Raw genomic sequence first — 20,930 nt, 5'->3', positions numbered from 1 at the left:
TGCCGGCAACGCTACTGCGGTATGCTAATCGACACTCTCTTTTTGCCGGGACCCTGCCGATGTCCAACGCTTCCGACCACACTTCCGCTCAACGGCCACTGGCCGAGATCGTGACCTGGAACGCCACTACGCTGTCGCGGCGCATCCATGATCGATCGGTCTCCTGCCGCGAGGTGATGAGCGCCTATCTCGACCACATCGACGCCGTGAACCCCATCGTCAACGCCATGGTCTCCCGCCGCGAACGTGTCCCGCTGCTCGACGAGGCCGACGCCGCCGATCACGAGCTCGCCGCCGGGCAGTCGCGTGGCTGGATGCACGGCTTCCCCCAGGCGATCAAGGATCTCTCCGACGCCATGGGGCTGCCGACCGTTCAGGGTTCGCCGCTGCTCGTCGGTCAGATTGCCAGCCATGACAGCCTGATGGTCGAGCGCATGCGCGCGGCCGGCGCGATCGTCATCGGCAAGACCAATACGCCGGAATTCGGCCTGGGTTCGCAATCCTACAATCCGCTATTCGGTGCCACCCGTAACGCCTTCGACCTTTCGCGAACCGCTGGCGGGTCCAGCGGTGGCGCGGCGGCGGCGCTCGCCATGCGAATGCTGCCGGTCGCCGACGGCAGCGACATGATGGGCTCGTTGCGAAACCCCGCGGCGTTCAATCACGTGATTGGCTTTCGCCCTTCGTTCGGTCGAGTGCCAGATCTCGCCGCCGATCCGTTCGGTCAGCAGCTTGCCACCAACGGTCCGATGGGCCGCACCGTCGAAGACGTGGCGAGGCTGCTCGACACGCAATCCGGTTTCGATTCGCGCGTACCGCTGTCGCTGGGAGAACCCCTGTTTCCCGAGGGCAGCGATATTGCTGGCGTACTCGAACGCGACGTTCGCGGTGTGAAGATCGGCTGGCTGGGCGACTGGCAAGGCCATCTGGCCATGGAGTCCGGCGTTCTCGCCCTTTGCGAAGCGGCGCTGGCGCACTTCGGCCGACTTGGCTGCGATGTGGAGGAAGTCGATCTGCCCTTTGCCCCCGAAACGCTGTGGGAGAGCTGGACCACGCTGCGCCACTGGGCCGTCGCCGGCAACCTGGGCGCGCACTACGCCAACCCCGACAGCCGCGCCCGGCTGAAACCCGAAGCCCGGTGGGAAGTCGAACGCGGCTTGCGGCTCTCGGCGCAGGACATTCACGCTGCCAACGTGCAGCGTGGCGAGGCCTACCGCGCCTGGAGCGCCCTGTTCGAGCGCTTCGACTATCTCGCCATGCCCAGCGCCCAGGTCTTTCCCTTCGACGTGGAGACACACTGGCCACGCGACATCGCCGGGCACCCGATGGACAGCTACCATCGCTGGATGGAAGTGGTGGTTCCCGCCTCGATGCTCGGGGCGCCGACGATCAGCCTACCGGCGGGACGCAACGACGCAGGCCTACCGATGGGCTTCCAGCTGATCGGCAGGCCCCGCAACGACCGGGGCGTGCTGCAGCTGGCGCGCGCCTTCGAACAGGCCAGTGGCGATCTGGCGATACTGCCGCCCACGCTTGGCATGTAACCGGGCCCGATTCAGGAGGCCAGAAGCTCATCGGGAAGCGCCTGCAGCGCATCGTAAGCCGCCAGCACCGAGGCCCGCTGAGCTGCCACGCCAGCCTGGAAGGCGGGCCCGTAGATCGTTTCGTCGGGATATTCGGTGATCAACGTCATCGGCACCCGGTGACGATCGTCTTCCGAGATCAGACACGGAAAGCCGTTGATCATTTCAAAGCCGGTGTCACCGGCATGTCTCTCGAACAGCGCGATCTGACGGTCGTTGAACGCGCGCAGGTCCGGCACTTCGTTCAGCGCCAGCGTGACCGCCTCGATCAGCGCCCGTGACGCGTCGGCCCAGCCAGGCGTATGTCGCAACACCAGAAAGAACCCCTTGGGCAGTGTCCACATCTCGAACCCACGTGGAATGTACCCCGACAGCGGCCGCGTCCATTCATGCGCCGGGTAGCCGTGCAGGTTGATATGCAACAACGCGTTGGTCAGGCGCTCGGCCTCGACGCGGATTGCCTTCTCGTGAAGCGCTTCGCCTTCCCGGTACTCCAGATCATCGCCCAGCGCCGTATACCGCGCGGCGTGATGCATGTGCCGGGAGTTATCGGCGATCAGCCGTTGATGAAGCGCATAACCGTCCGGGTTCTCCAGCGGGCAGAGCGTGAAATGCGCCCCGTCTCGTGCCGCGAGAACCGCCGCCGCCTGCAGCGTGCCCGCAGGCGAACTGGTTTCGTTGGCGTGCTGACCCGCCGAGATGATCATGGCGCGATCGCTCCCTGCGAGATAGCGCCCTTCGAGCCGGCGCCCGGCCACGGACATCGCGTGGAACCCGCTACCGCCAAGTGTCGCCAACTCCTCGCCGATCTGAACCTGAGACAACGGACGCGCGACGGCGACCAACGGCTCGCGGTGAGACGAGATCGACTCGCGATCGTATGGCCGGGTTTCCACCTTGACGGCGTACGCCGTACCGAACCGGATCTCCGGCACGATCTGCCCCGGCTGGAGATGACGATCGCCCAGCGGTCGTCCGGACCGCCGCTGGAAGACTTCCAGCAGCGAGAAATAGAACTCCTCGTGCAGGGCTTCCCGAAGCGACAGCACCTCGTCGGCATAGCCGAGAGGCTCATCGGCGATCGGCAGCGTCGCGGTGATATTGAGCTCCTCGAAAAAGGGCTCCTCGAAAAAGGGCTCCTCGAGATAGAGCTCCTCGAGATAGCGCTCCCCGCTCCCATTCCGCGTTTCCCATTCAGCCTCGCGGATGGCCGTCATCGCCTCGGCGAAGAGCTGCTCGTAGACGGTTGTCAGATGGCTGGCGGCACCCTCGACGATCTGCCAGCCGCAGGGGGACAACGCCTGTTCATCCGCGAAGTCGAGATGCAGGCGGTTGGGCGCCAGCACTTCCAGAGGCTCGTCGCGGCCATCGGCGTAGCGTAGTCGCAGGCGATAAATCGGGACGGCTTCGCTGATCTCGCCGGCCTCGAAGTGAAAATCGATGCCGGGGTAGAGCGCCGACAACGGATAGCTCTCCAGCAGGAAACGAGAGGACTTGGCCCCCGGATGTCGGGGATAGACGATCTCGACGCTGGTCAGGCCTTCGGTCGCGATCTCCTCGCGGAAGGCGCAGACCAGCGGCTTGTAGGCCGAGCGACAGCGTGCCGCGATGCCTCGGCTCGCCAGCGCGGCCTCGGCCGCCCGCCGAGTCTCGCGGTCATCGAACGTCCAGGTTTCCAGTCTTCGCCCGGTGAATTCGGCAACGAGCCGATCGAGCGTCGCGGGATAATGTTTTTCGAACAGGATCAACGGTTGGTCCTCCCCGTCGGGTCGAGCAGATCTCGCAACCAGTCACCCAGCAGATTGAGGCCAAGCACGGTGCACAGGATGGCAAGCCCCGGGAAGACCGAGATCCACCAGGCGGTCTGCAGGTAGGTACGGCCTTCGGCAAGCATACCGCCCCAGGAGGGTATCGTTGGATCGACACCCAAGCCCAGAAACGTCAGAGAACTCTCGAGCAGAATGTTGTTGGCAACGTTCAAGGTCATCAGCACGACCACCGGTCCCATCAGGTTGGGCAGGATATGGCGCAGGATAATGGCACCGTTCTTCACGCCGATGGCTCTTGCCGACAGAATGAATTCACGCTCCCGCAGTGTAAGCACCGAACCCCGGACGAGCCTTGCATACTGCACCCACTGACTGACGATCAGCAGAATGATCGTGTTGGTCAAAGAGCCGCCGAGGATGGCGACAAAGGTGATGGCAAGCAGAATGAACGGTAACGCGAGCTGGATATCGGCACAGCGCATCACGATCACATCCCAGATTCCACGGTAGTAACCCGAGACAAGCCCCATCACTACGCCAAACACCACCGACCCGATCACCGAGAAGAAGCCGACCTTCAAGGAAACCCAGCCACCGACGGCGACTCGCGCCAGCACGTCACGCCCCAGCGCATCGGTGCCGAAAAGATGCGCAGCATCCTGGAACGGCATCACCAGCCGCGAGGAGAGACTGATCTGCCCGGGGGGCGCAAACAGCCACGCGGAGAAGACCACACAGAAGACGACCCCGCCCAACAGCAGAAAGCCGAGCACGAACTCCAGCGACGCGAAGCGGTGCAAGCGAGGTGGCGCAGCAAAAGCCATGATTTATTTCGTCCGAATTCGAGGGTCGACAATGCCGTAGGCGATATCGACGAGAAGATTGATGCCGACGATCAGCAACGCCAGGATCATGATCACCGACTGCAATACCGGATAGTCGCGGGCCGCGACCGCGTCGAAGGCCAGCGTGCCCATGCCCGGCCAGTTGAAAACTCTCTCGATCACCACGATTCCACCCAGCAGACCACCGAACTGCAGGCCGAAATAGGTAATCAAGGGGATCGCGCAATTGCGCAGGGCATGCTTGTAGAGCACCTTTCGCTCCGACAGCCCTTTGGCGCGTGCCACCATGATGTACTGTGAGTTCAACGTATCGAGCATCGTGGTCCGCACCAGCCGCACGTTGGTCGCGGTCAGAATCACGCCCATCGTTACGGCGGGCATGATGAAGCTCGCAAAGCCGGACATGCCGGAAGGCGGCAACCATTTCAAGGTGATCGAGAACAGCAGCACCAGCATCGTCGCCAGCCAGAAATTGGGGAAACTCAGGCCCAGCAGCGAAAAGATGCGGATCAGTTGGTCACTGCCACGCCCCCGCGCCACGGCAGCGCGGATACCCAACGGAATCGAGACGGCGATCGAGACGAACATCGAGGCGAATGCCAGCGAAAGCGTCGCGGGCAGCGCCTTGTCGACCAGCAGATTGACGGGGGTACCGCCGACGAAGCTGTTCCCGAGATCCCAGGTGACCAGTCCGCGCAGCGAATCGAGGTACTGGACGAGAAACGGCTGATTGAGCCCAAGCCCTTCACGGATCCTGTCGAGGTCTGCCTGGGTGATGTTGGTCGCACCCTGAGCGATCATCAGCGCGGGATCCCCCGTCATTCGGATCGCCACAGCCACGATCAAGCTCACCGCAATCACGACGAAGATCGCCTGCGCGAAGCGCTTTACGATAAATCCAGTCACATCCTAGCCTCCGTCGAATGAAGAGAGCCTCGCTTTCGTGGAAAGCGAGGCACGAAAAGCGCCTTATTCGACTTCGACGTCATTGAGTCGCATACGATTGTCCGGCGCCGGCACGAAGTGTTTAACGCGTTTATTGACGCCATAGATCGCATTGAGGCTGTAAAGCGGCAGTTCCAGTGCCCGGTCCGCAGCATAGTGAGCGATCTGCTGTAGAATCCGTTCGCGCTCCTTGGGATCAGTCAGCGAGCGTTGGCTCTCCAGCAACTCGTCCATCTTCGGATCGCTATCGTAGGGATTCCATTTCTGACCGCTGTGATACATCGCATAGGCGGTATTGTCGAAATCGAAAGTCCAGCCGCCCCATGACTGCTGGAACATGGCGCCAGTCTTGCCTTGGGGAATGATGTCGTTGAGCAGCGTATTGGTCTCGACCGGATGGATCGAGGCGGTGATCCCGACCATCGACAGATAGGCGGCAACCGCCTGGGTCACCTCGGCGAAAGTGGCATCGTTGCCACGGATATCGATCTGTACCTGCGCCCCCGGCTTGACCCCGGCCTCCTCGAGCAGCTGCTTGGCCTTGTCGGGATCATAGGGCAGCGGCTGCATCCCCGGGTCGAAGCCGAAGGAGCGCTCACCCTGGAACGAGGCGATGACCTGCGCTTGACCACCGAGTATCCCGTCGACGATGGATTTACGGTCGACCGCCATGATCAGAGCCTTGCGCACACGCTCATCGGCGGTAATGCCGTCGGCAGTATTGAAACGCAGCGCATAGACGGTTGGCCCTGAAGTCGTGATCAGATCGAGATTGTCGTCGTCTTCGATCGTCGGGATCATTGCGATCGGGATGGTCGGCGGGATGACGATATCGACGCCACCCGACTGCAGCTCGGCCACGGCGGTCGAGGGCTCGGAGATGAAGCGATAATCCAGCTCGGATAGCTTGGGACCATCGCCCCAGAAGCCATCGTAGGCCTTCAACTTGATATCCACCTTCGGCTCGTAGGAAACGAACTGGAATGGACCGGTGCCGACAGGGTGGGTGTTGAAGTACTTCTCGCCATGCTCCTTGATATATTGCGGCGGCACGATCATCGCGCCATAGCCCGCGAGCTTGGTCAGCAGTACCGGATCAGGCGCCTTGAGATGGAAGTCGACGGTGTTGTCATCGATGATCTCGACGTTCTCGATCGCGGTATAGTTCGACTGTTGCGGCCCCTTGGCTCCCTCCTCCCCTAGCAGACGACCGAAGGTGAACTTGACGGCCTCGGCATTGAACGGCTCGCCGTCATGGAACGTCACCCCTTCGCGCAGCTTGAAGCGAATGCGCATGCCATCGTCCAGAACGTCCCAGCTGGTAGCCAGCGCAGGCACCAGTTTCATATCCGGCCCCCGGTAAGTCAGACCGTCGAACAGATTGGTACCGACGGAAGCCCAGTTAACCAAGAACGTATCTACAGGGTCCCAGGAGCCGGGATCCTGCGGGGATGAGACCGTCAATGTGCCGTCCGCGAAGACCGGCGAGGCAAGAGCGCCGCTGACGAGCAGAAGGCCTAAGGCCGACACAGTGACTGTCTTGAAGGACATCGTTGGCGACATCGAGATATCTCCCTTGCTGGATTGGTGTTGTTTTTGCTGTCGAACACGCTCTTCTTTCAAACGCGTTCCTGCGCGATGAAATGGCCATTGGCGATTTCACGTAACGGGTTTAGCGCTGGCGGAGCACCCACCGGATGAATCGACGAGGGGATTTCGCCGGTCAGCGCCACACGCTGACGTCGAGCCGACGGATCCGCCAGCGGAACGGCGGATAGCAGGCGCTGGGTGTAAGGATGTGCCGTACGTTCGAATACGTCGGCCCGCTTGCCGATCTCCATGATCTGGCCCAGATAGAGTACAGCGACCCGATGACTCATCTTCTCGACGACCGCCATGTCGTGGCTGATAAAGAGATACGCCAGTCCCTCTTCTCGCTGCAGATCCATGAACAAATTGATCACCTGGGCCTGAACCGAGACATCGAGCGCCGACAGTGCCTCGTCGGCGATGATCAGGCGAGGCCTGGAAGCCAGGGCGCGAGCAATACAGACCCGTTGACGCTGGCCTCCCGAAAATTCATGCGGGTAACGGCTCGCCATATCCGCAGACAAGCCGACCCGCTCCAAGAGCTCGCCGACACGGCGACGAGTCGGAGTGCCGCGATCGAGCAGACCATGGGTGAGAATTGGCTCGGCGATGGAGTCACCGACCGTGCGTCTCGGATCGAGGGAAGCGAACGGATCCTGGAAAATGTATTGCACCTCGCGACGCAGACGCTGGCGCTCGGCGAGCTTCATCTTCGACATCGGCTTGCCATCGAACCAGACTTCACCGTTGGCCGACTCCTGCAACTGCTGGATCGTACGTCCGATCGTGGACTTGCCCGAACCACTCTCACCCACCAACGCCAGCGTCTCACCAGGATAGATCTCGAAACCGACTTGGGAGACGGCGAAATTACGATGGGTGGTACGCCCCCAAAAGCTCTTCTTCACGTCGAATTGAATCGACAGATCCTCTACACGCAGCAATGGCGGCACCGTGTAGTCGGCCGTGTCTTGCTGTCGATCGTCACCCTCTTGTACCAGTTCGCCATTTCGCAGCACGGTCAGCGGTGTCCGCCTGGGATGCGTGAAGCCCTGCATCGCCCCCAGCTTGGGCACGGCAGACAGCAGCATTCGCGTATAGGGGTGCTTGGGGCGGGTGAATATCTCCTCGACCGGCCCCGCTTCGACTTTCTCGCCCTGCCACATCACGACGACATCGTCGGCCATCTCGGCGACGACGCCCATGTCATGGGTAATGAAGATCATGGCCATGCCGAGCTCGGCCTGCAGATCTTTCATGATATTGAGGATCTCCGCCTGGACGGTGACGTCCAACGCCGTGGTCGGCTCGTCGGCGATCAACAACTTCGGCCGGCAGGCCAGTGCCATCGCGATCATCACGCGCTGACGCATGCCACCCGAAAGCTGATGGGGATAGCGCGCAAGCAGAGCTCTCGCATCCGGCAGGCGAACCAACGCCAGCAGACGCTCGGCTTCGGCCATGGCTTCGGCGCGCGAGCGTTTCTCATGGAGAATCAACACTTCGCAGAGCTGATCGCCGATGGTAAATACCGGATTGAGCGAGGTCATCGGTTCCTGGAAGATCATGGCGATCTCCTTGCCACGAATCCGACGCATCGCTTCCTGATCGCACTTCAGTAGATCGATGTCTTCGCCAGCCCCCGATGAGAACAGAATACGGCCGCTGGGGAAGCTGGCGCCCGCCATATCGGCAAGCCGCATGATCGACATCGACATCACCGATTTTCCCGAGCCGCTCTCGCCCACGACTGCCGTCGTTCGACCCGGGAACACGTCGAACGACAAGCCTTTGACCACGGAAGCAGTGCCAAAGCTGACACTCAACTCGTCGATCCGAAGGATCGGAGGCAATTCCTGCTTATTCATGGCATCCCTGAAAGTCGAGGTCTCTCACCCAGCCTGGTTGACGAACAACCGGCCGAAGTTTTGGTAGTTGGGTCTGTCGCGAGGGCGTGAAAGCGAAGGCTGGGAGAGAAAGGCGAGCGGAGACGAACGGTTTCCGACTCGGGTAACCGAATATCCGAGGAGAACTTTTTCTCGAGTTCTGACATGGACGCTGCCTGGTTGTTGTTATCGAGCTGTTATCGAGCGGTGCTCCGCCTAGCCACACAATATCCAAAAATTAGCGCCAAATTGCCAACACTGTCTCTCCATCTCATCTTGGTCTCACAGGAGCGCGCGTCGTCGCGCGATGGAAAGGGAGCGCAAAGCGCTCACTTTACGCTCCCTCACCCACCCCGTTCAGAACACGAACGTCAGCAGCAAATTGAACACCAGCGCGGCGATGAAACCCAGCGGCGCGGCGCGGAACAGCAGCTTGGGCAGGAGTCCTGAACGCGCTTCGTCTGTGGGGCAGGAGCCGAGAATCAGGCTGCCACCGGAGGAGAACGGCGAGATCGAGGTGGCCTGCGCGCCGACCACGATGGCGATGAAGATGATCATCGGATCGATCGATAGCGTGCCGGCCAGCGACGGCACCAGCGGGAACAGCGCCGGCGTGACCACGCCCAGGGTGCTGGCGAACAGCGACATGAACGCGGCCACGATGCCGAACGCGACCGGAATCAGCGCCGGCGGAATATTGGTCCCGATCCAGGAGCCGAGCAGATCGATGGTGCCGGCCTTGATCGCCACCGAGATCAGCATGCCGACGCCGCAGATCATGATGACCGTGCCCCACGGCAGCGAGGCGATCGCCTTACGCTCGTCGCCCAGTTTCATTAGCAGCGCGATGACCGAGAACACGCTGGCGATCAGGCCGATATCCACCTTGGAATTGACGAACGTCACGGCGGTGTTGTCGGGCAGAATCAGGCTGGTGATGGGCGGCAGCAGCACGGTGGCCATCATCACCAGGGTCAGAATCAGGGTGGAACGCTGGTCAGGACTCAGCGGGCTGGGACGTTCGACATGCGCCAGCGAGACCATCGCCGTACCGCGCTTGCGGCTGAAAAGAATCAGGCCGGCGAGGACGACGATCGGCACGATCATGGTGCTGGCGAAGATGCCGAAACTGTTGATGAAAGCCTGATTATCGGAGATGCCCGAATTGGTCATCAGCGTGCGGAAGATGATGCCGCTCTGGCTGGAAACGAAGTTGGCGCCTGCCAGCGCGCCGTAGTTGACCGCCATGGCACCGACGATCAGGTTCAACCCGGTGCGGCTGCACAGCAGCAGCGTGATCGGCGCCATGAACGCCAGCACGGTGTAATACCCGGCACCGAGTGCGGAGATCACCACCGCCGCCAGGAAGATGGCGAACGGCAGCAGATGCGGGAAATGGCGGCAGCGATACATCAGATGTTCGGCCAGCTTCTCCAGCGTGCCGTTGACGATCGCGAAACTGTAGAACAGGCACACCGAGAAGATGATGAAGAATATCTTCAGCGGCCACATCGTGATCACTTCCTTAGGACTCAGACCCAGCCCGAAGCAACCGATCAGGTAGGCGAAGGCGATCGCGAACAGCCCGATATTGATCCGGGTGCGATACCCCAGAATGATGGATACGATGATCGCCCCCACCACCAATAGACTCATCATAAGTCGGTTCCCTTTTTCTGCTTGTCGTGCGCACTCGTCATGCGTGCTCGTTCTCTGACCTATCGGCGCTCAGCTCGCGAGCTCGATCTTGAACAGCCTGGCCGGGTTCTCCACCAGAACCTGCCGACGCTCGTCGGCGTTCGGCAGCAGCGTCTGCATCAGCGCGAACTGGGCGTCGTAATCGGTCTGGTCCTCGAATCGCGTATGCGGCCAGTCGCTGCCCCAAAGCAGTCGCTCGCTATGGCCATAGGCATCGCGTAGACGTTCGATCGACCTCGATGCCTGGGCCGGGTTCGAGCGGCTGCGATACGTTGCCGACAGTTTGACCCAGACATCCTCGCTCGAAAGCAGGGATAGCAGCGCTCGATGGTTCGAATTGACCGGATCGATCTCTCCCGCGGGCAAACCGAAATGATCGATCACCACCGCCACGCCGGCTTTCAGAATCTGAGGCACGATCCGGGCCAGATCGTCCATCCCGCGCTGGATTTCCACCGACCATCCCCGGCTCGCCAGTTTGGCGAATAGCGCTTGCCACGGTGCGCTACGATAATCATCCAGGGGCTGACCGATCAGATTGAGCCGAATGCCGACGACCCCCGCCTCGGCCAGCTCGTCGAGTACGTCATCGCTCACCTCGCGCTCCACCACGGCGGTGCCGCGCAGACGCTGAGGGAAGCCGCGTAGTGCAGCCAGCATGTGGCTATTGTCGGTGCCCAGAAAACTGGGCTGTACCAGCACGCCATGGGAGAGGCCGCAGCGATCGAGATGCTCGAGGTATTGCTCGAGAGTCGCGTCGTAATCCGGGCTATAGCGGCGATTCCCGGCCAGCTTCAGGCCCTGATGGAAGATGTGCGCGTGAGTGTCGATGCCGGTCAATCCGGCGTGGGGGAGTTGCGTCATGGACGGCCTTTTCTGATTGGCATGAACACCTCGCGGCGAGCGATACGCTCTATCTTGGCAAAGAACCGCCCCAAAAGAACTATTCATATAGTCGTATAGATACATCGATCATACACGCTTTGGTCGTACGCTTAACTCCGTACGACTAAAGATGAGAAGTTTGGTGATACAGTTGTTTGAAATAACATGGAGGGAACATTCATGAAGGGAATCAGCTCCATGACGGACGAACGTCTGCCGCTCTATCAGCGACTGCGTGACGATATGCTGGCGAAGATCGCCGCCGGAGAATGGACACCTGGCGGCGCGATACCCACCGAAGCCGAGCTGACCAAGCATTACGGGGTTGCCGTCGGCACGCTGAGGAAGGCTGTGGACACCCTGGTCCAGGATGGATTGATGAAGCGCAGCCAGGGGCGAGGCACGTTCATCCTGCGGCCCAACTTCGAAGGTTCGCTATTCCGCTTCTTCCGGCAGGTCGATGCCAGGGGCGATCGCCGAGTTCCCGAGAGCCGGATTCTCGATCGCCAGCTGGAATCACCCGCTCAGGACATCGCGAATGCGCTGGGGCTGGAGCGATCGGAGAAGGTCATTCGGCTGGAGAGAGTCCGGCAGTTCGACGGAGCGCCCCTCTACCACGAGGATATCTGGCTGCCGGCGGCGCGTTTCGAGGCCTTGATCGAGATCGAGATCGACGATTTCGGCAATCTGCTCTACCCGTTCTACGAATCACGGTGCGGTCAGTTGATCGGCTCGGCGCGGGAAACGCTGAGCGTCGAGACCGCCACCCCCGATATCGCCAGGATCCTCGATCTCGAGTCCGGCGAACCCGTAGTGCTGATCGAGCGACTGGCACTCGGTTACGACCGCACGCCGCTGGAATACCGCCGCTCACGGGGCGCCGCCAGCACCTTCCGTTATCAGGTCGATATTTCCTGAACCACCATGGTGGATAGCTATTCCATCGACGGCGTCGAGCGTAAGGGAACGTAACCGACGGTTCGAGGTCGATGAGAGGTCGGGATGGCCGCGGGATCACGCCATCCCGATCTTCATCCCAGCCGCAGGGGCCGTCACCGTGTTCCGATCGTTCTTTCCCAAGCCGTCGCTTTTTTTCCCCAGCGCCCTGATCTGGGCGCTGATCGCCGCCATTGTGTGGGAAACCGGCGCCAGCGCCTGGGGTGCCGCCATCGGCCTGCCGCCTCTGGCGACAGACGCCTCGCTGCCGGTCGGTGTCTCCCGCTTCTGGTCGTCCTCGTTTCTGTGGTTCTACGTCTACTACGCGCTCTGCGTGGGGCTGTTCGCCACGCTGTGGTATCGACTCTGCCCTCATCGCTGGCAGCACTGGTCGATTCTGGGTAGCGCCCTGATCGTTTTCCTGACCTATTTTTCGGTCCAGACCAGCGTTGCCATCAACGCCTGGTATGGCCCCTTCTGGGACATGGTCCAGCAAGCGCTCGGCGGGGGTAGCGACGTGACCGCACTGGATCTCTATCGAGAAATGCTGACCTTCGCGGGGATCGCCTTCGTTGCAGTGACTGTCGGCGTGTTCAATCTGTTTTTCGTCAGCCACTTTATCTTTCGCTGGCGCACGGCGATGAACGACTACTACATGGCCCACTGGCCGCAGCTTCGGCACGTGGAAGGCGCGGCCCAGCGCGTGCAGGAAGACACCATGCGCTTTTCCACCACGCTGGAGGGGCTAGGGGTCAACCTGCTCAAGGCGGTGCTGACCCTGATTGCCTTTTTGCCGCTGCTGGTGACGATGTCATCCCATATCACCCAACTGCCACTGATCGGCCATGTCTCCAACGCTCTGGTCTGGGCAGCGATCGTCTGGTCGGTTTTCGGCACGCTGTTTCTGGCACTGGTGGGAATCAAGCTGCCAGGGCTCGAGTTTCGCAACCAGCGCGTCGAGGCGGCCTATCGCAAGGAGCTGGTCTACGGCGAGGACGACGCGTCACGCGCCGAGCCGGCCACGATGAGTCAGCTCTTCTCGCGGGTGCGTCACAACTATTTCCGGCTTTACTGGCACTACGCCTACTTCAATATTGCCCGTATCTTCTACCTGCAGGCGGACACGCTCTTCGCTTTCGTCGTGCTGACGCCGTCGATCGTCGCCGGCAAGCTGACGCTGGGCCTGTTGCAACAGGTACTCAACGTCTTCGGTCAGGTACGCGAATCGTTCCAGTATCTGGTCAATTCCTGGTCGACGATCATCGAGCTGCTGTCGATCGTCAAACGGCTACGGACTTTCGAATCGGTGATCGACGACCACGAAACGATTCACGTCAGCTCGGTAGCAGGAGACAGCGACTAATCAGGGATGTGCAGCGTGATCACCGGACAGGAAGCAATATGCGATACCTTGTGCGACACGCTGCCGACCATCAGGCTCTTGAGATTGCTCTGGCCGCGACTGCCCATGACGATCATGTCGACGCCAAGATTGGTCGCCAGCTGCACGATCACCTGGGCCGGTCGCCCTTCCTCGACGTGATAGGTCACTTCGTCGGAACCGCCACTGACGGCCCGCCAGGCTTCCGCGAGCAGGCGCTCGCCCGTCAGACGCCCCTTCTCCGGCGTGTAGTCGGCCGGTGATGCACCGACCATGGCGCCCAACGCATCCGTGGCGACCGGTATCTCGGGAACATGCAGCAGGTGAATCCGGGCCTGGGTCGCCTGCTGGACCAGCACAGCGTGTGCCAGGGCCTTGCGCGCGCTGGCGGAGCCGTCGATGGGTACCAGTATCTGCTGAGTCATGATTGCCACCCCTCCGTCGATGATTCGATGCGCGCTGATCGCTGTCGCATCGCCGCTACCTGACTTCAGCGTAGCCGATCTCGGCGGGGGGGTGGTGGTGCTACGGCGCTGGCACGGCGTCTCAGCTCGCCTCGGCTTGCGCGTACTTGGCGGCCGCCTGGTCGACATGGATACACGCCACCTCGACCCGGTCGTTGACGTGCTCCAGCGGCGGATCGATCTGGGTGCACTCCTCGGTTGCCAGATGGCAGCGTGGTGCGAACGGACATCCCGGCGGCGGCGCCAGCGGCGACGGCGGTTCGCCCTTGAGATGCACGCGCTCGCGGCGCCGATTGGGGTCCGCCACCGGCGTGGCCGAAAACAGCGCCTGGGTGTAGGGATGTCGCGGCGTCGTGAAGACCTCCTCCGCCGGCCCGGTTTCCACCGGCTGGCCGAAATACATCACGATCACGTCATCGGCGATGCGTCGAACCACCGACAGATCATGCGAGATGAACACGTAGGCCAACCCGAACTCTTCCTGCAGATCCGCCAGCAGGTTGAGCACCTGGGCCTGAATCGACAGGTCCAGCGCCGAGACCGGCTCGTCGAGCACCAGAATCTTGGGGTTGAGCATCAATGCACGGGCGATGGCGATACGCTGGCGCTGGCCGCCGGAGAACATGTGCGGGTAGCGATCGGCATGTTCCGGGCGCAGCCCGACCTTGGCGATCATCTCCAGCGCCGCCTGGCGCCGCTCTTCCGCGCTCATTTCCTTGCGGTTGAGCCTGAGCGGTTCTTCCAGCATGGTCGCCACGGTCTTGCGCGGATTGAGCGAACCATACGGGTTCTGGAAGATGATCTGCACCTCGCGACGCAGTGCGTCCGGGGGGCGCTGCCCCTCCTTCAACGAGACCTCATGCCCACTGATCGTCAGCTTGCCGCTGGTGGGCGGCTCGATCATCGTCAGCACACGAGCGAGCGTCGACTTGCCACAGCCGGACTCGCCGACCACGGCCAGCGTCTGCCCGGGATAGAGCTCGAAACTCGCTTCGTTGAGCGCCTTGACCGTTGCCGCCTTGGAGAACGGTCCGCCCTTGACCTGATAATAGCGCGTGAGATTGACGGCACTCAGTACGGCATCGCGGCTCATGGGCGCACCTCTCTATGCGGGCTGGATTGCGGGGTGTCTCGCGCCACGCCCGCCGCAGCCGGCGACGGCGAAATCCCATCTTCCAGTGGATAGTGACACAACGTACGGGCGGGATCGTCCGCGGCCGGTACCGGCTCCACCTCGCGGCAGTGCTCGGTGGCGTACTGGCAGCGCGGATTGAACAGGCAGCCGGTCGGGCGATCGTGTTGGCCGGGAACGACGCCGGGAATGGTCGGCAGGCGGTCCTGATTGCCGGCACGCTCCGGCAGCGCCGACAGCAGCGCCTCGGTATACGGATGACGCGGATTGGCGAACAGTGACTTCACATCCTGCTTCTCGACCTGGCGGCCGGCGTACTGCACCACCACGTGCTTGGCGGTTTCCGCGACCACACCCATGTCGTGGGTGATCAGGATCAGCGCCATGCCGGTATCTTCCTGCAGCTTGAGCAGCAGCTCGAGGATCTGCGCCTGGATGGTGACGTCGAGTGCCGTTGTCGGCTCGTCGGCGATCAGCAGCCGCGGATTGCAGGAGATCGCCATGGCAATCATCACGCGCTGGCTCATGCCGCCGGAAAGCTGATGCGGATAGGCCTTGATCCGTCGCGCCGGGTCGGGGATGCCGACCTGCGCCAGCAGATCCAGCGCCCGCTCGTGGCGCTCCTTGCGCGAACCGCCCAGGTGCTGCTTGATCATCTCGTCGATCTGGGTACCGACGGTGAAGCAGGGGTTCAGACTGCTCATCGGTTCCTGAAAGATCATCGACATCTCGCCGCCGACGATGCGCCGGCGCTGGCGCGGACTCAGCTGCTGCAGATCCTGGCCGTCGAAGGTCATCCTGTCGGCGGTGACCTGCGCCGTCCACGGCAGCAGGCCCATGGTGGCGAGCATCGAAACGGACTTGCCCGAGCCGGACTCGCCCACGATCGACCATACTTCGCCGCGGTCGACGTTGATATCGACGTCTTCCACGGCGGCAAACAGGCCGCTACTGGTCTTGAAGCGAACGCTGAGGCCTTCAATATCGAGTAATGCCATAAGTCAGAACCTCCGGCGTTAAGAGCGTTTCATTTTGGGGTCCAGCGCGTCGCGCAAACCGTCACCCATCAGATTGATCATCAACACCGTCAGCAGAATGATCAGCCCTGGGAATGTGACCGCCCAGTAGGCGCTGCCCATGAACTCGCGCGCATTGGCCAGCATCGCGCCCCACTCCGGCGTCGGCGGCTGAACGCCCATGCCGAGGAAGCCCAGTGCCGCGATATCCAGAATCGCGGTAGAGAACGAAAGCGTCGCCTGCACGATCAGCGGGGCCATGCAGTTGGGCAGCAGCGTGTTGAACATCAGGCGCAGATGTCCGGCGCCGGAAAGTCGGCTGGCGATGACGTACTCGCGATCCTTCTCGCCGATCACCGCCGCCCGGGTCAGACGCACGAAATACGGCAGCTGGACCATGGCGATGGCGATCATCGCGCTGGTCAGGCCAGGGCTGAGAATGGCGACAAGGCCCAGCGCCAGCAGCAGACTGGGGAACGCCAGCACCACGTCCATCACGCGGGTGATCACGGTCTCGACCCAACCGCGGAAATAACCGGCCAGCAGACCGAGGAAAATGCCCACGCCCATGGAGAGCACGACCACCATGGCGCTGATCGAAAGCGAATAACGCGCCCCGTAGATCAACCGCGAGAGCACGTCGCGACCGACAGCATCGGTGCCGAGCAGATAGCTCCAGTTGCCTTCGGCATGCCACACCGGCGGGACCAGCAGCGCCGAGCGGTCCTGCATCGCCGGATCGTGCGGCGCGACCCAGGGCGCGAACAGTGCAACCAGCAGGATGAAGACAATGAAAAGCAGGCCGACCAGCGCACCGCGACTGGCACTGAAGTCGCTCCAGAAAGACGCCAGCTGGTAGCGAAAGGTACCGGGCGCGGCGGGGGTAGAAATGGTACTCATGATGAAAGCCCCCTGTTAGTGGCGAATACGCGGATTGATGACGCCATAGGCGAGATCGACCAGCAGATTGACGATCATCACGATGAACGCGATCAGCACCAGGCCACCCTGTACCGAGGGGTAGTCGCGTCGCGAGATCGCATCGATCATCCATTTGCCGATCCCCGGCCACGAGAAGATCGTCTCGGTCAAAATCGCCCCCGCCAGCAGCAGGCCGACCTGAAGGCCGATCACCGTCACCACTGAGATCAGCGCATTGCGCAGGGTGTGCACCATGATCACCCGGAAATTCGACAGCCCCTTGGCGCGTGCGGTGCGCACGTAGTCCTCGCCCAGCACCTCGAGCATCGAGGAACGGGTCTGGCGTGCGATGACCGCCAGCGGAATCGTCCCCAGCACGATCGACGGCAGAATCAGGTAGTGCAGCGCGGAAAGAAACGCGCCCCAGTCCCCGGCGATCAGGCTGTCGATGGTCATGAAGCCGGTTACCGGCTCGATGAAATACATGTACGAGATACGCCCCGACACCGGTGTCCAGCCAAGGATGGTGGAGAACAGCATGATCAGCAGCAGGCCCCACCAGAAGATCGGCATCGAATAGCCGGTCAGACTGATACCCATGATGGTGTGATCGAGCGTCTTGCCGCGCTTGACCGCCGCCAGCACGCCGGCCGGCAGGCCGATGATGACGGCGAATGCCAGTGCGAACAGTGACAGTTCGAGCGTGGCCGGAAAGCGGCTCATGAACTCGTCCATCACCGGGGCGTGAGTCACCAGTGAATTACCCAGATCACCGTGCAGCAAACCCTTGAGGAAATCGAAATACTGGACGATCAGCGAACGATCGAAGCCCATTTGGGACTTGAGCTGGGCGTAGCGCTCGGCGGATATGCCGCGCTCCCCCGCCATCAGCAGAATCGGGTCGCCCGGCAGCAGGCGAATGAAAGAGAACGCAACGATGGTGACGCCAATGAACGTCGGCACCAGCTGCGCCAGTTTGACCAGGAAAAATTTGAACATGTTTGGAGGTCTGACTATTCACGCGATAAGACGCGGGGCGGCTACCAGAGCCGCCCCGCGTCCTCGCTAGGAGAGAATCACTCGATGTCGACGCCTTCGAAGCTATGGCCGCCGAGCGGATCGATCTTGTAGCCGGTCACTTCCTTGCGGATCGGCATGAAGACCGTGGAGTGCGCCAGGGTGTCCCACGGTGCCTGCTCCTTGAAGATCTCCTGCGCCTGCTTGTAGAGCTCGGCGCGATCGTCCTGGTTATCCAGGGTCCGAGCCATCTTGATCAGGTCGTCGAACGGCTTGTAGCACCACTGCGAGCGGTTGGCACCGCCAACGCCATCACAGCCGAGCAGCACGCCCATGAAATTGTCCGGATCGCCATTGTCGCCCGTCCAACCCAGGATCACCGCGCCATCGCGCTTGGTATCAGAGGAGCGCTTGAGGTATTCGCCCCACTCATAGGTGACGATATTGGCATCGACGCCGACCTTGGCCAGATCCGACTGCATCAGCTCGGCGGTACGCCGCGCATTCGGCATGTACGGACGCTGAACCGGCATCGCCCAGATGTTCATCTCGAGGTTCTCGACGCCCGCGTCCTTCAGCATCTGCTTGGCTTTGTCGGGATCGTACTGATCGTCCTTGACCTCGTCGGCGTAGCCCCACATGGAAGGCGGAATCGGGTTCTTGGCCACTTCGCCAGCGCCCTGGAACACTGCATCGATGATCGCCTGCTTGTTGATCGCCATGTTCAACGCCTTGCGCACTTCCGGCTTGTCGAACGGCGCCTGCTGAGTGTTATAGGCCAGATAAGCGACGTTCAGCCCGGCTTCCTGCAGTACGTTGATGTCGTCGTTCTGTTTCATCTCTTCGACATCGGACGGATTCGGGAACGGCATTACCTGGCACTCACCCGCCATCAGCTTCTGGTAGCGAACCTGAGCGTCGGAAGTGATGGCGAAGACCAGATTGTCGATCGGCTGTTGACCACGGAAGTAGTCCGGATTCGCCTTGTAGCGAATGGCCGCATCTTCACGATAATCGACGAACTGGAACGGGCCGGTGCCGATCGGCTGCTGGTTGGCCAGCTCCGGCTTGCCCTCGTCGAGCAGTTGCTGCTCGTACTCCTTGGAATGGATCGAGGCGAAATCCATCGCCAGGTTGGCAACGAACGGGGCTTCCGGCCGGTTTAGCACAAACTTCACGGTATGGTCGTCGACCTTGTCGATCGACTTGATCAGATCGCCCATCGACATCGAGTTGAAATACTCGAAGCTGCCGTTGGCGAGCTTGTAATACGGGTTTTCCTTGTCCATCTGACGCTCGAACGTCCAGATGACGTCGTCGGCGTTGAGCATGCGGCTCGGCGTGAAGAAGTCAGTGGTCTGGAACTTGACGTCATCGCGCAGGTGGAAAGTCACTTCCAGGCCGTCATCCGAGACTTCCCAGCTTTTGGCGATGGCCGGCTCGACTTCGGTGGTACCCGGTTTGAACTGAACCAGACGGTTGTAGATCGTCTTGCTGGACGCGTCGAAGGTGGTGCCAGCAGTGTAGAGGGAAGGATCGAAGCCTTCCGGCGAACCTTCGGAGCAGTAGACCAGCGTTTTGGCCATGACCGGGGTCGCGCCCAGCATCATGGCGGCGATGCCAGCCGCAAGCAGCGTCTTCTTCATCATCAATCTCCTGCACAGCAGCACGCTGTTATTGTGGTGTCGGCTTGTGGCCGATTGTCATTGTATTGCCGGCCGGTCAGGCGGCCAGCAGTCGGCACAGATTAGAGCGTGAAGTAGCGTTTAATCAATTGGGCGATAGCGTGGGACAAGGTGGTTGCACCGACGAGCCGTTCAGTCTAGACGCCTGCCAAGGAGCCGCACCAGCCACCCCGGGCAGGGAGAGACGGCGCTATCGAAGCCCCGGCGCCATCGAAAGCCCGGCGCTATCGTTACTGTTGAATTTGCTCGCCGGCGGCCAGCCATTCGTCGACCTGGTCCTGGTTTTCGTCGAGCCAGGTCTGTGCACCCGCCACCGGATCGTGCTGAGACTCGATCTCCGACATCAGTTCGCCGAGGCTTTCGTCGCTCATGTGCCAGGCATCGAGCACGGCGGTCAGCCACGGATCATCCTTGGAAAAGCCCTCGCGGGAGAACCAGTAGATGGTGTCGCCGTCGCCGTAGACCTTATCGGGATCTTCCAGATACTTCAGATCATAGTCGGCGAACGCCCAGTGCGGGTTCCACAATGTCACCACGATCGGCTTTTTGTTCTGATAGGCGCTATCGAGCGCGGACATCATCGCCGGTTCGGAGCTATTGACCTGATCCAGCGGCAGCTCGTAGGTGTCGATGGCATCGTCGGTCATTCCAGCGATCGCGGAACCGGGGCCGATACCCAGGATCGTCGGGCTACCCTGATATTCGAACTCGTCAGCGTGTTTCGCGAGCTCCGGGATGGTATCGATATCGACATAGCTCGGCACCACCAGCCCCAGCCCGGTCTTGTCGTACCAGGCAGCGTGAACCTCGAGCGTATCTTTGTAGGGCGCCAGGAACTCCTTGTCGGTGTACGGCAGCCAGATCTCCAGGGATAGATCAATATCGTTGCTCGCCATTCCAGCATAGAGTGCACTCTTGCCGACATCGGAAAGCTCGATGTCATACCCCTGATCGTCGAGGATCAATTTCCACAGGTTGGCGACGGCCACGTTTTCCGCCCAGTTGTTGGTACCGATGACCAACGACTTTTCCTGCGCTTGTGCCTGAGCGGTAGATGCCAGGGTGAATAGCGCCGCCGCGAAAGGGTAAAAGGCCTTTCTCATAAATTCGTATCCCTGTTTATTGTCTGAAACCAGAAATCAGCGTTATGAGTATCCGGATATCAGCGGGACAAAGC

The 20,930-nt window shown here is 61.3% G+C and carries 17 protein-coding genes; 3 read left to right on the top strand and 14 right to left on the bottom strand.

Features of this window, described 5'->3' with window-relative positions:
- Nucleotides 1–59 precede the first annotated feature (59 nt).
- On the top strand, nt 60–1,544 hold the full coding sequence (locus tag ACUN9V_RS11495) for an amidase (protein ID WP_439285546.1): 1,485 nt from the start codon (nt 60–62) through the stop codon (nt 1,542–1,544).
- An 11-nt stretch (nt 1,545–1,555) separates the two neighbouring features.
- Here the strand turns inward: ACUN9V_RS11495 and ACUN9V_RS11490 are convergent, their stop codons facing one another.
- From ACUN9V_RS11490 to ACUN9V_RS11460, 7 genes are all read right to left on the bottom strand, one after another.
- On the bottom strand, nt 1,556–3,331 hold the full coding sequence (locus ACUN9V_RS11490; RefSeq protein WP_445511485.1) for a peptidase M14: 1,776 nt from the start codon (nt 3,329–3,331) through the stop codon (nt 1,556–1,558).
- Nucleotides 3,328–4,176 (bottom strand): ABC transporter permease, encoded by an 849-nt coding sequence (locus ACUN9V_RS11485; protein WP_110693891.1) that lies wholly within the window; start codon nt 4,174–4,176, stop codon nt 3,328–3,330. The genes ACUN9V_RS11490 and ACUN9V_RS11485 overlap by 4 nt, the downstream gene beginning before the upstream one ends.
- Nucleotides 4,177–4,179: 3 nt before the next feature.
- Nucleotides 4,180–5,103 (bottom strand): ABC transporter permease, encoded by a 924-nt coding sequence (locus ACUN9V_RS11480; RefSeq protein ID WP_075561870.1) that lies wholly within the window; start codon nt 5,101–5,103, stop codon nt 4,180–4,182.
- Nucleotides 5,104–5,166: 63 nt separating this feature from the next.
- Nucleotides 5,167–6,705, bottom strand: coding sequence for an ABC transporter substrate-binding protein (locus ACUN9V_RS11475; protein ID WP_445511484.1), 1,539 nt, complete (start codon nt 6,703–6,705; stop codon nt 5,167–5,169).
- A 56-nt stretch (nt 6,706–6,761) separates the two neighbouring features.
- Nucleotides 6,762–8,600, bottom strand: a complete 1,839-nt coding sequence (locus ACUN9V_RS11470; protein WP_445511483.1) for an ABC transporter ATP-binding protein — start codon at nt 8,598–8,600, stop codon at nt 6,762–6,764.
- A gap of 375 nt (nt 8,601–8,975) precedes the next feature.
- The gene (locus ACUN9V_RS11465) at nt 8,976–10,277 is read right to left on the bottom strand and encodes an SLC13 family permease (RefSeq protein ID WP_445511482.1); all 1,302 of its coding nucleotides are present in this window, start codon (nt 10,275–10,277) and stop codon (nt 8,976–8,978) included.
- 69 nt (nt 10,278–10,346) lie between these two features.
- Nucleotides 10,347–11,180, bottom strand: coding sequence for an amidohydrolase family protein (locus ACUN9V_RS11460; RefSeq protein ID WP_445511481.1), 834 nt, complete (start codon nt 11,178–11,180; stop codon nt 10,347–10,349).
- A 219-nt stretch (nt 11,181–11,399) separates the two neighbouring features.
- Here ACUN9V_RS11460 and ACUN9V_RS11455 point away from each other — a divergent pair, with 219 nt between their 5' ends.
- On the top strand, nt 11,400–12,119 hold the full coding sequence (locus ACUN9V_RS11455; protein WP_110693910.1) for a GntR family transcriptional regulator: 720 nt from the start codon (nt 11,400–11,402) through the stop codon (nt 12,117–12,119).
- Nucleotides 12,120–12,258: 139 nt separating this feature from the next.
- A complete protein-coding gene (gene sbmA / locus ACUN9V_RS11450) occupies nt 12,259–13,500 on the top strand; it encodes a peptide antibiotic transporter SbmA (protein ID WP_445511480.1) in 1,242 nt (413 codons plus the stop codon).
- Here the strand turns inward: sbmA and ACUN9V_RS11445 are convergent.
- The 7 genes from ACUN9V_RS11445 to ACUN9V_RS11415 form a co-directional block, all read right to left on the bottom strand.
- Nucleotides 13,497–13,943: a universal stress protein gene (locus ACUN9V_RS11445; RefSeq protein ID WP_445511479.1), complete on the bottom strand. Its 447-nt coding sequence runs from the start codon at nt 13,941–13,943 to the stop codon at nt 13,497–13,499. The genes sbmA and ACUN9V_RS11445 overlap by 4 nt on opposite strands.
- A gap of 121 nt (nt 13,944–14,064) precedes the next feature.
- Nucleotides 14,065–15,075: a dipeptide ABC transporter ATP-binding protein gene (locus ACUN9V_RS11440; RefSeq protein WP_445511478.1), complete on the bottom strand. Its 1,011-nt coding sequence runs from the start codon at nt 15,073–15,075 to the stop codon at nt 14,065–14,067.
- Complete coding sequence (locus ACUN9V_RS11435) at nt 15,072–16,112, bottom strand: ABC transporter ATP-binding protein (protein ID WP_439285527.1); 1,041 nt, start codon at nt 16,110–16,112, stop codon at nt 15,072–15,074. Before ACUN9V_RS11435 ends, ACUN9V_RS11440 begins: the two co-directional genes overlap by 4 nt.
- A gap of 18 nt (nt 16,113–16,130) precedes the next feature.
- Nucleotides 16,131–17,030 carry an ABC transporter permease subunit gene (locus ACUN9V_RS11430; RefSeq protein WP_445511477.1) on the bottom strand — a complete coding sequence of 300 codons (900 nt, stop codon included), beginning with the start codon at nt 17,028–17,030 and terminating at the stop codon, nt 16,131–16,133.
- A gap of 15 nt (nt 17,031–17,045) precedes the next feature.
- Nucleotides 17,046–18,050: an ABC transporter permease subunit gene (locus ACUN9V_RS11425; protein WP_110693883.1), complete on the bottom strand. Its 1,005-nt coding sequence runs from the start codon at nt 18,048–18,050 to the stop codon at nt 17,046–17,048.
- Nucleotides 18,051–18,127: 77 nt separating this feature from the next.
- Nucleotides 18,128–19,714, bottom strand: a complete 1,587-nt coding sequence (locus ACUN9V_RS11420) for an ABC transporter substrate-binding protein (RefSeq protein ID WP_445511476.1) — start codon at nt 19,712–19,714, stop codon at nt 18,128–18,130.
- A 269-nt stretch (nt 19,715–19,983) separates the two neighbouring features.
- Complete coding sequence (locus ACUN9V_RS11415; RefSeq protein ID WP_445511475.1) at nt 19,984–20,856, bottom strand: glycine betaine ABC transporter substrate-binding protein; 873 nt, start codon at nt 20,854–20,856, stop codon at nt 19,984–19,986.
- Between the last annotated feature and the right edge of the window lie 74 nt (nt 20,857–20,930).

The organism is Salinicola sp. V024 (assembly GCF_052645315.1).
Note: the sequence above shows the minus strand (reverse complement) of the source record. Positions and strands in the feature narration are given on the sequence as shown.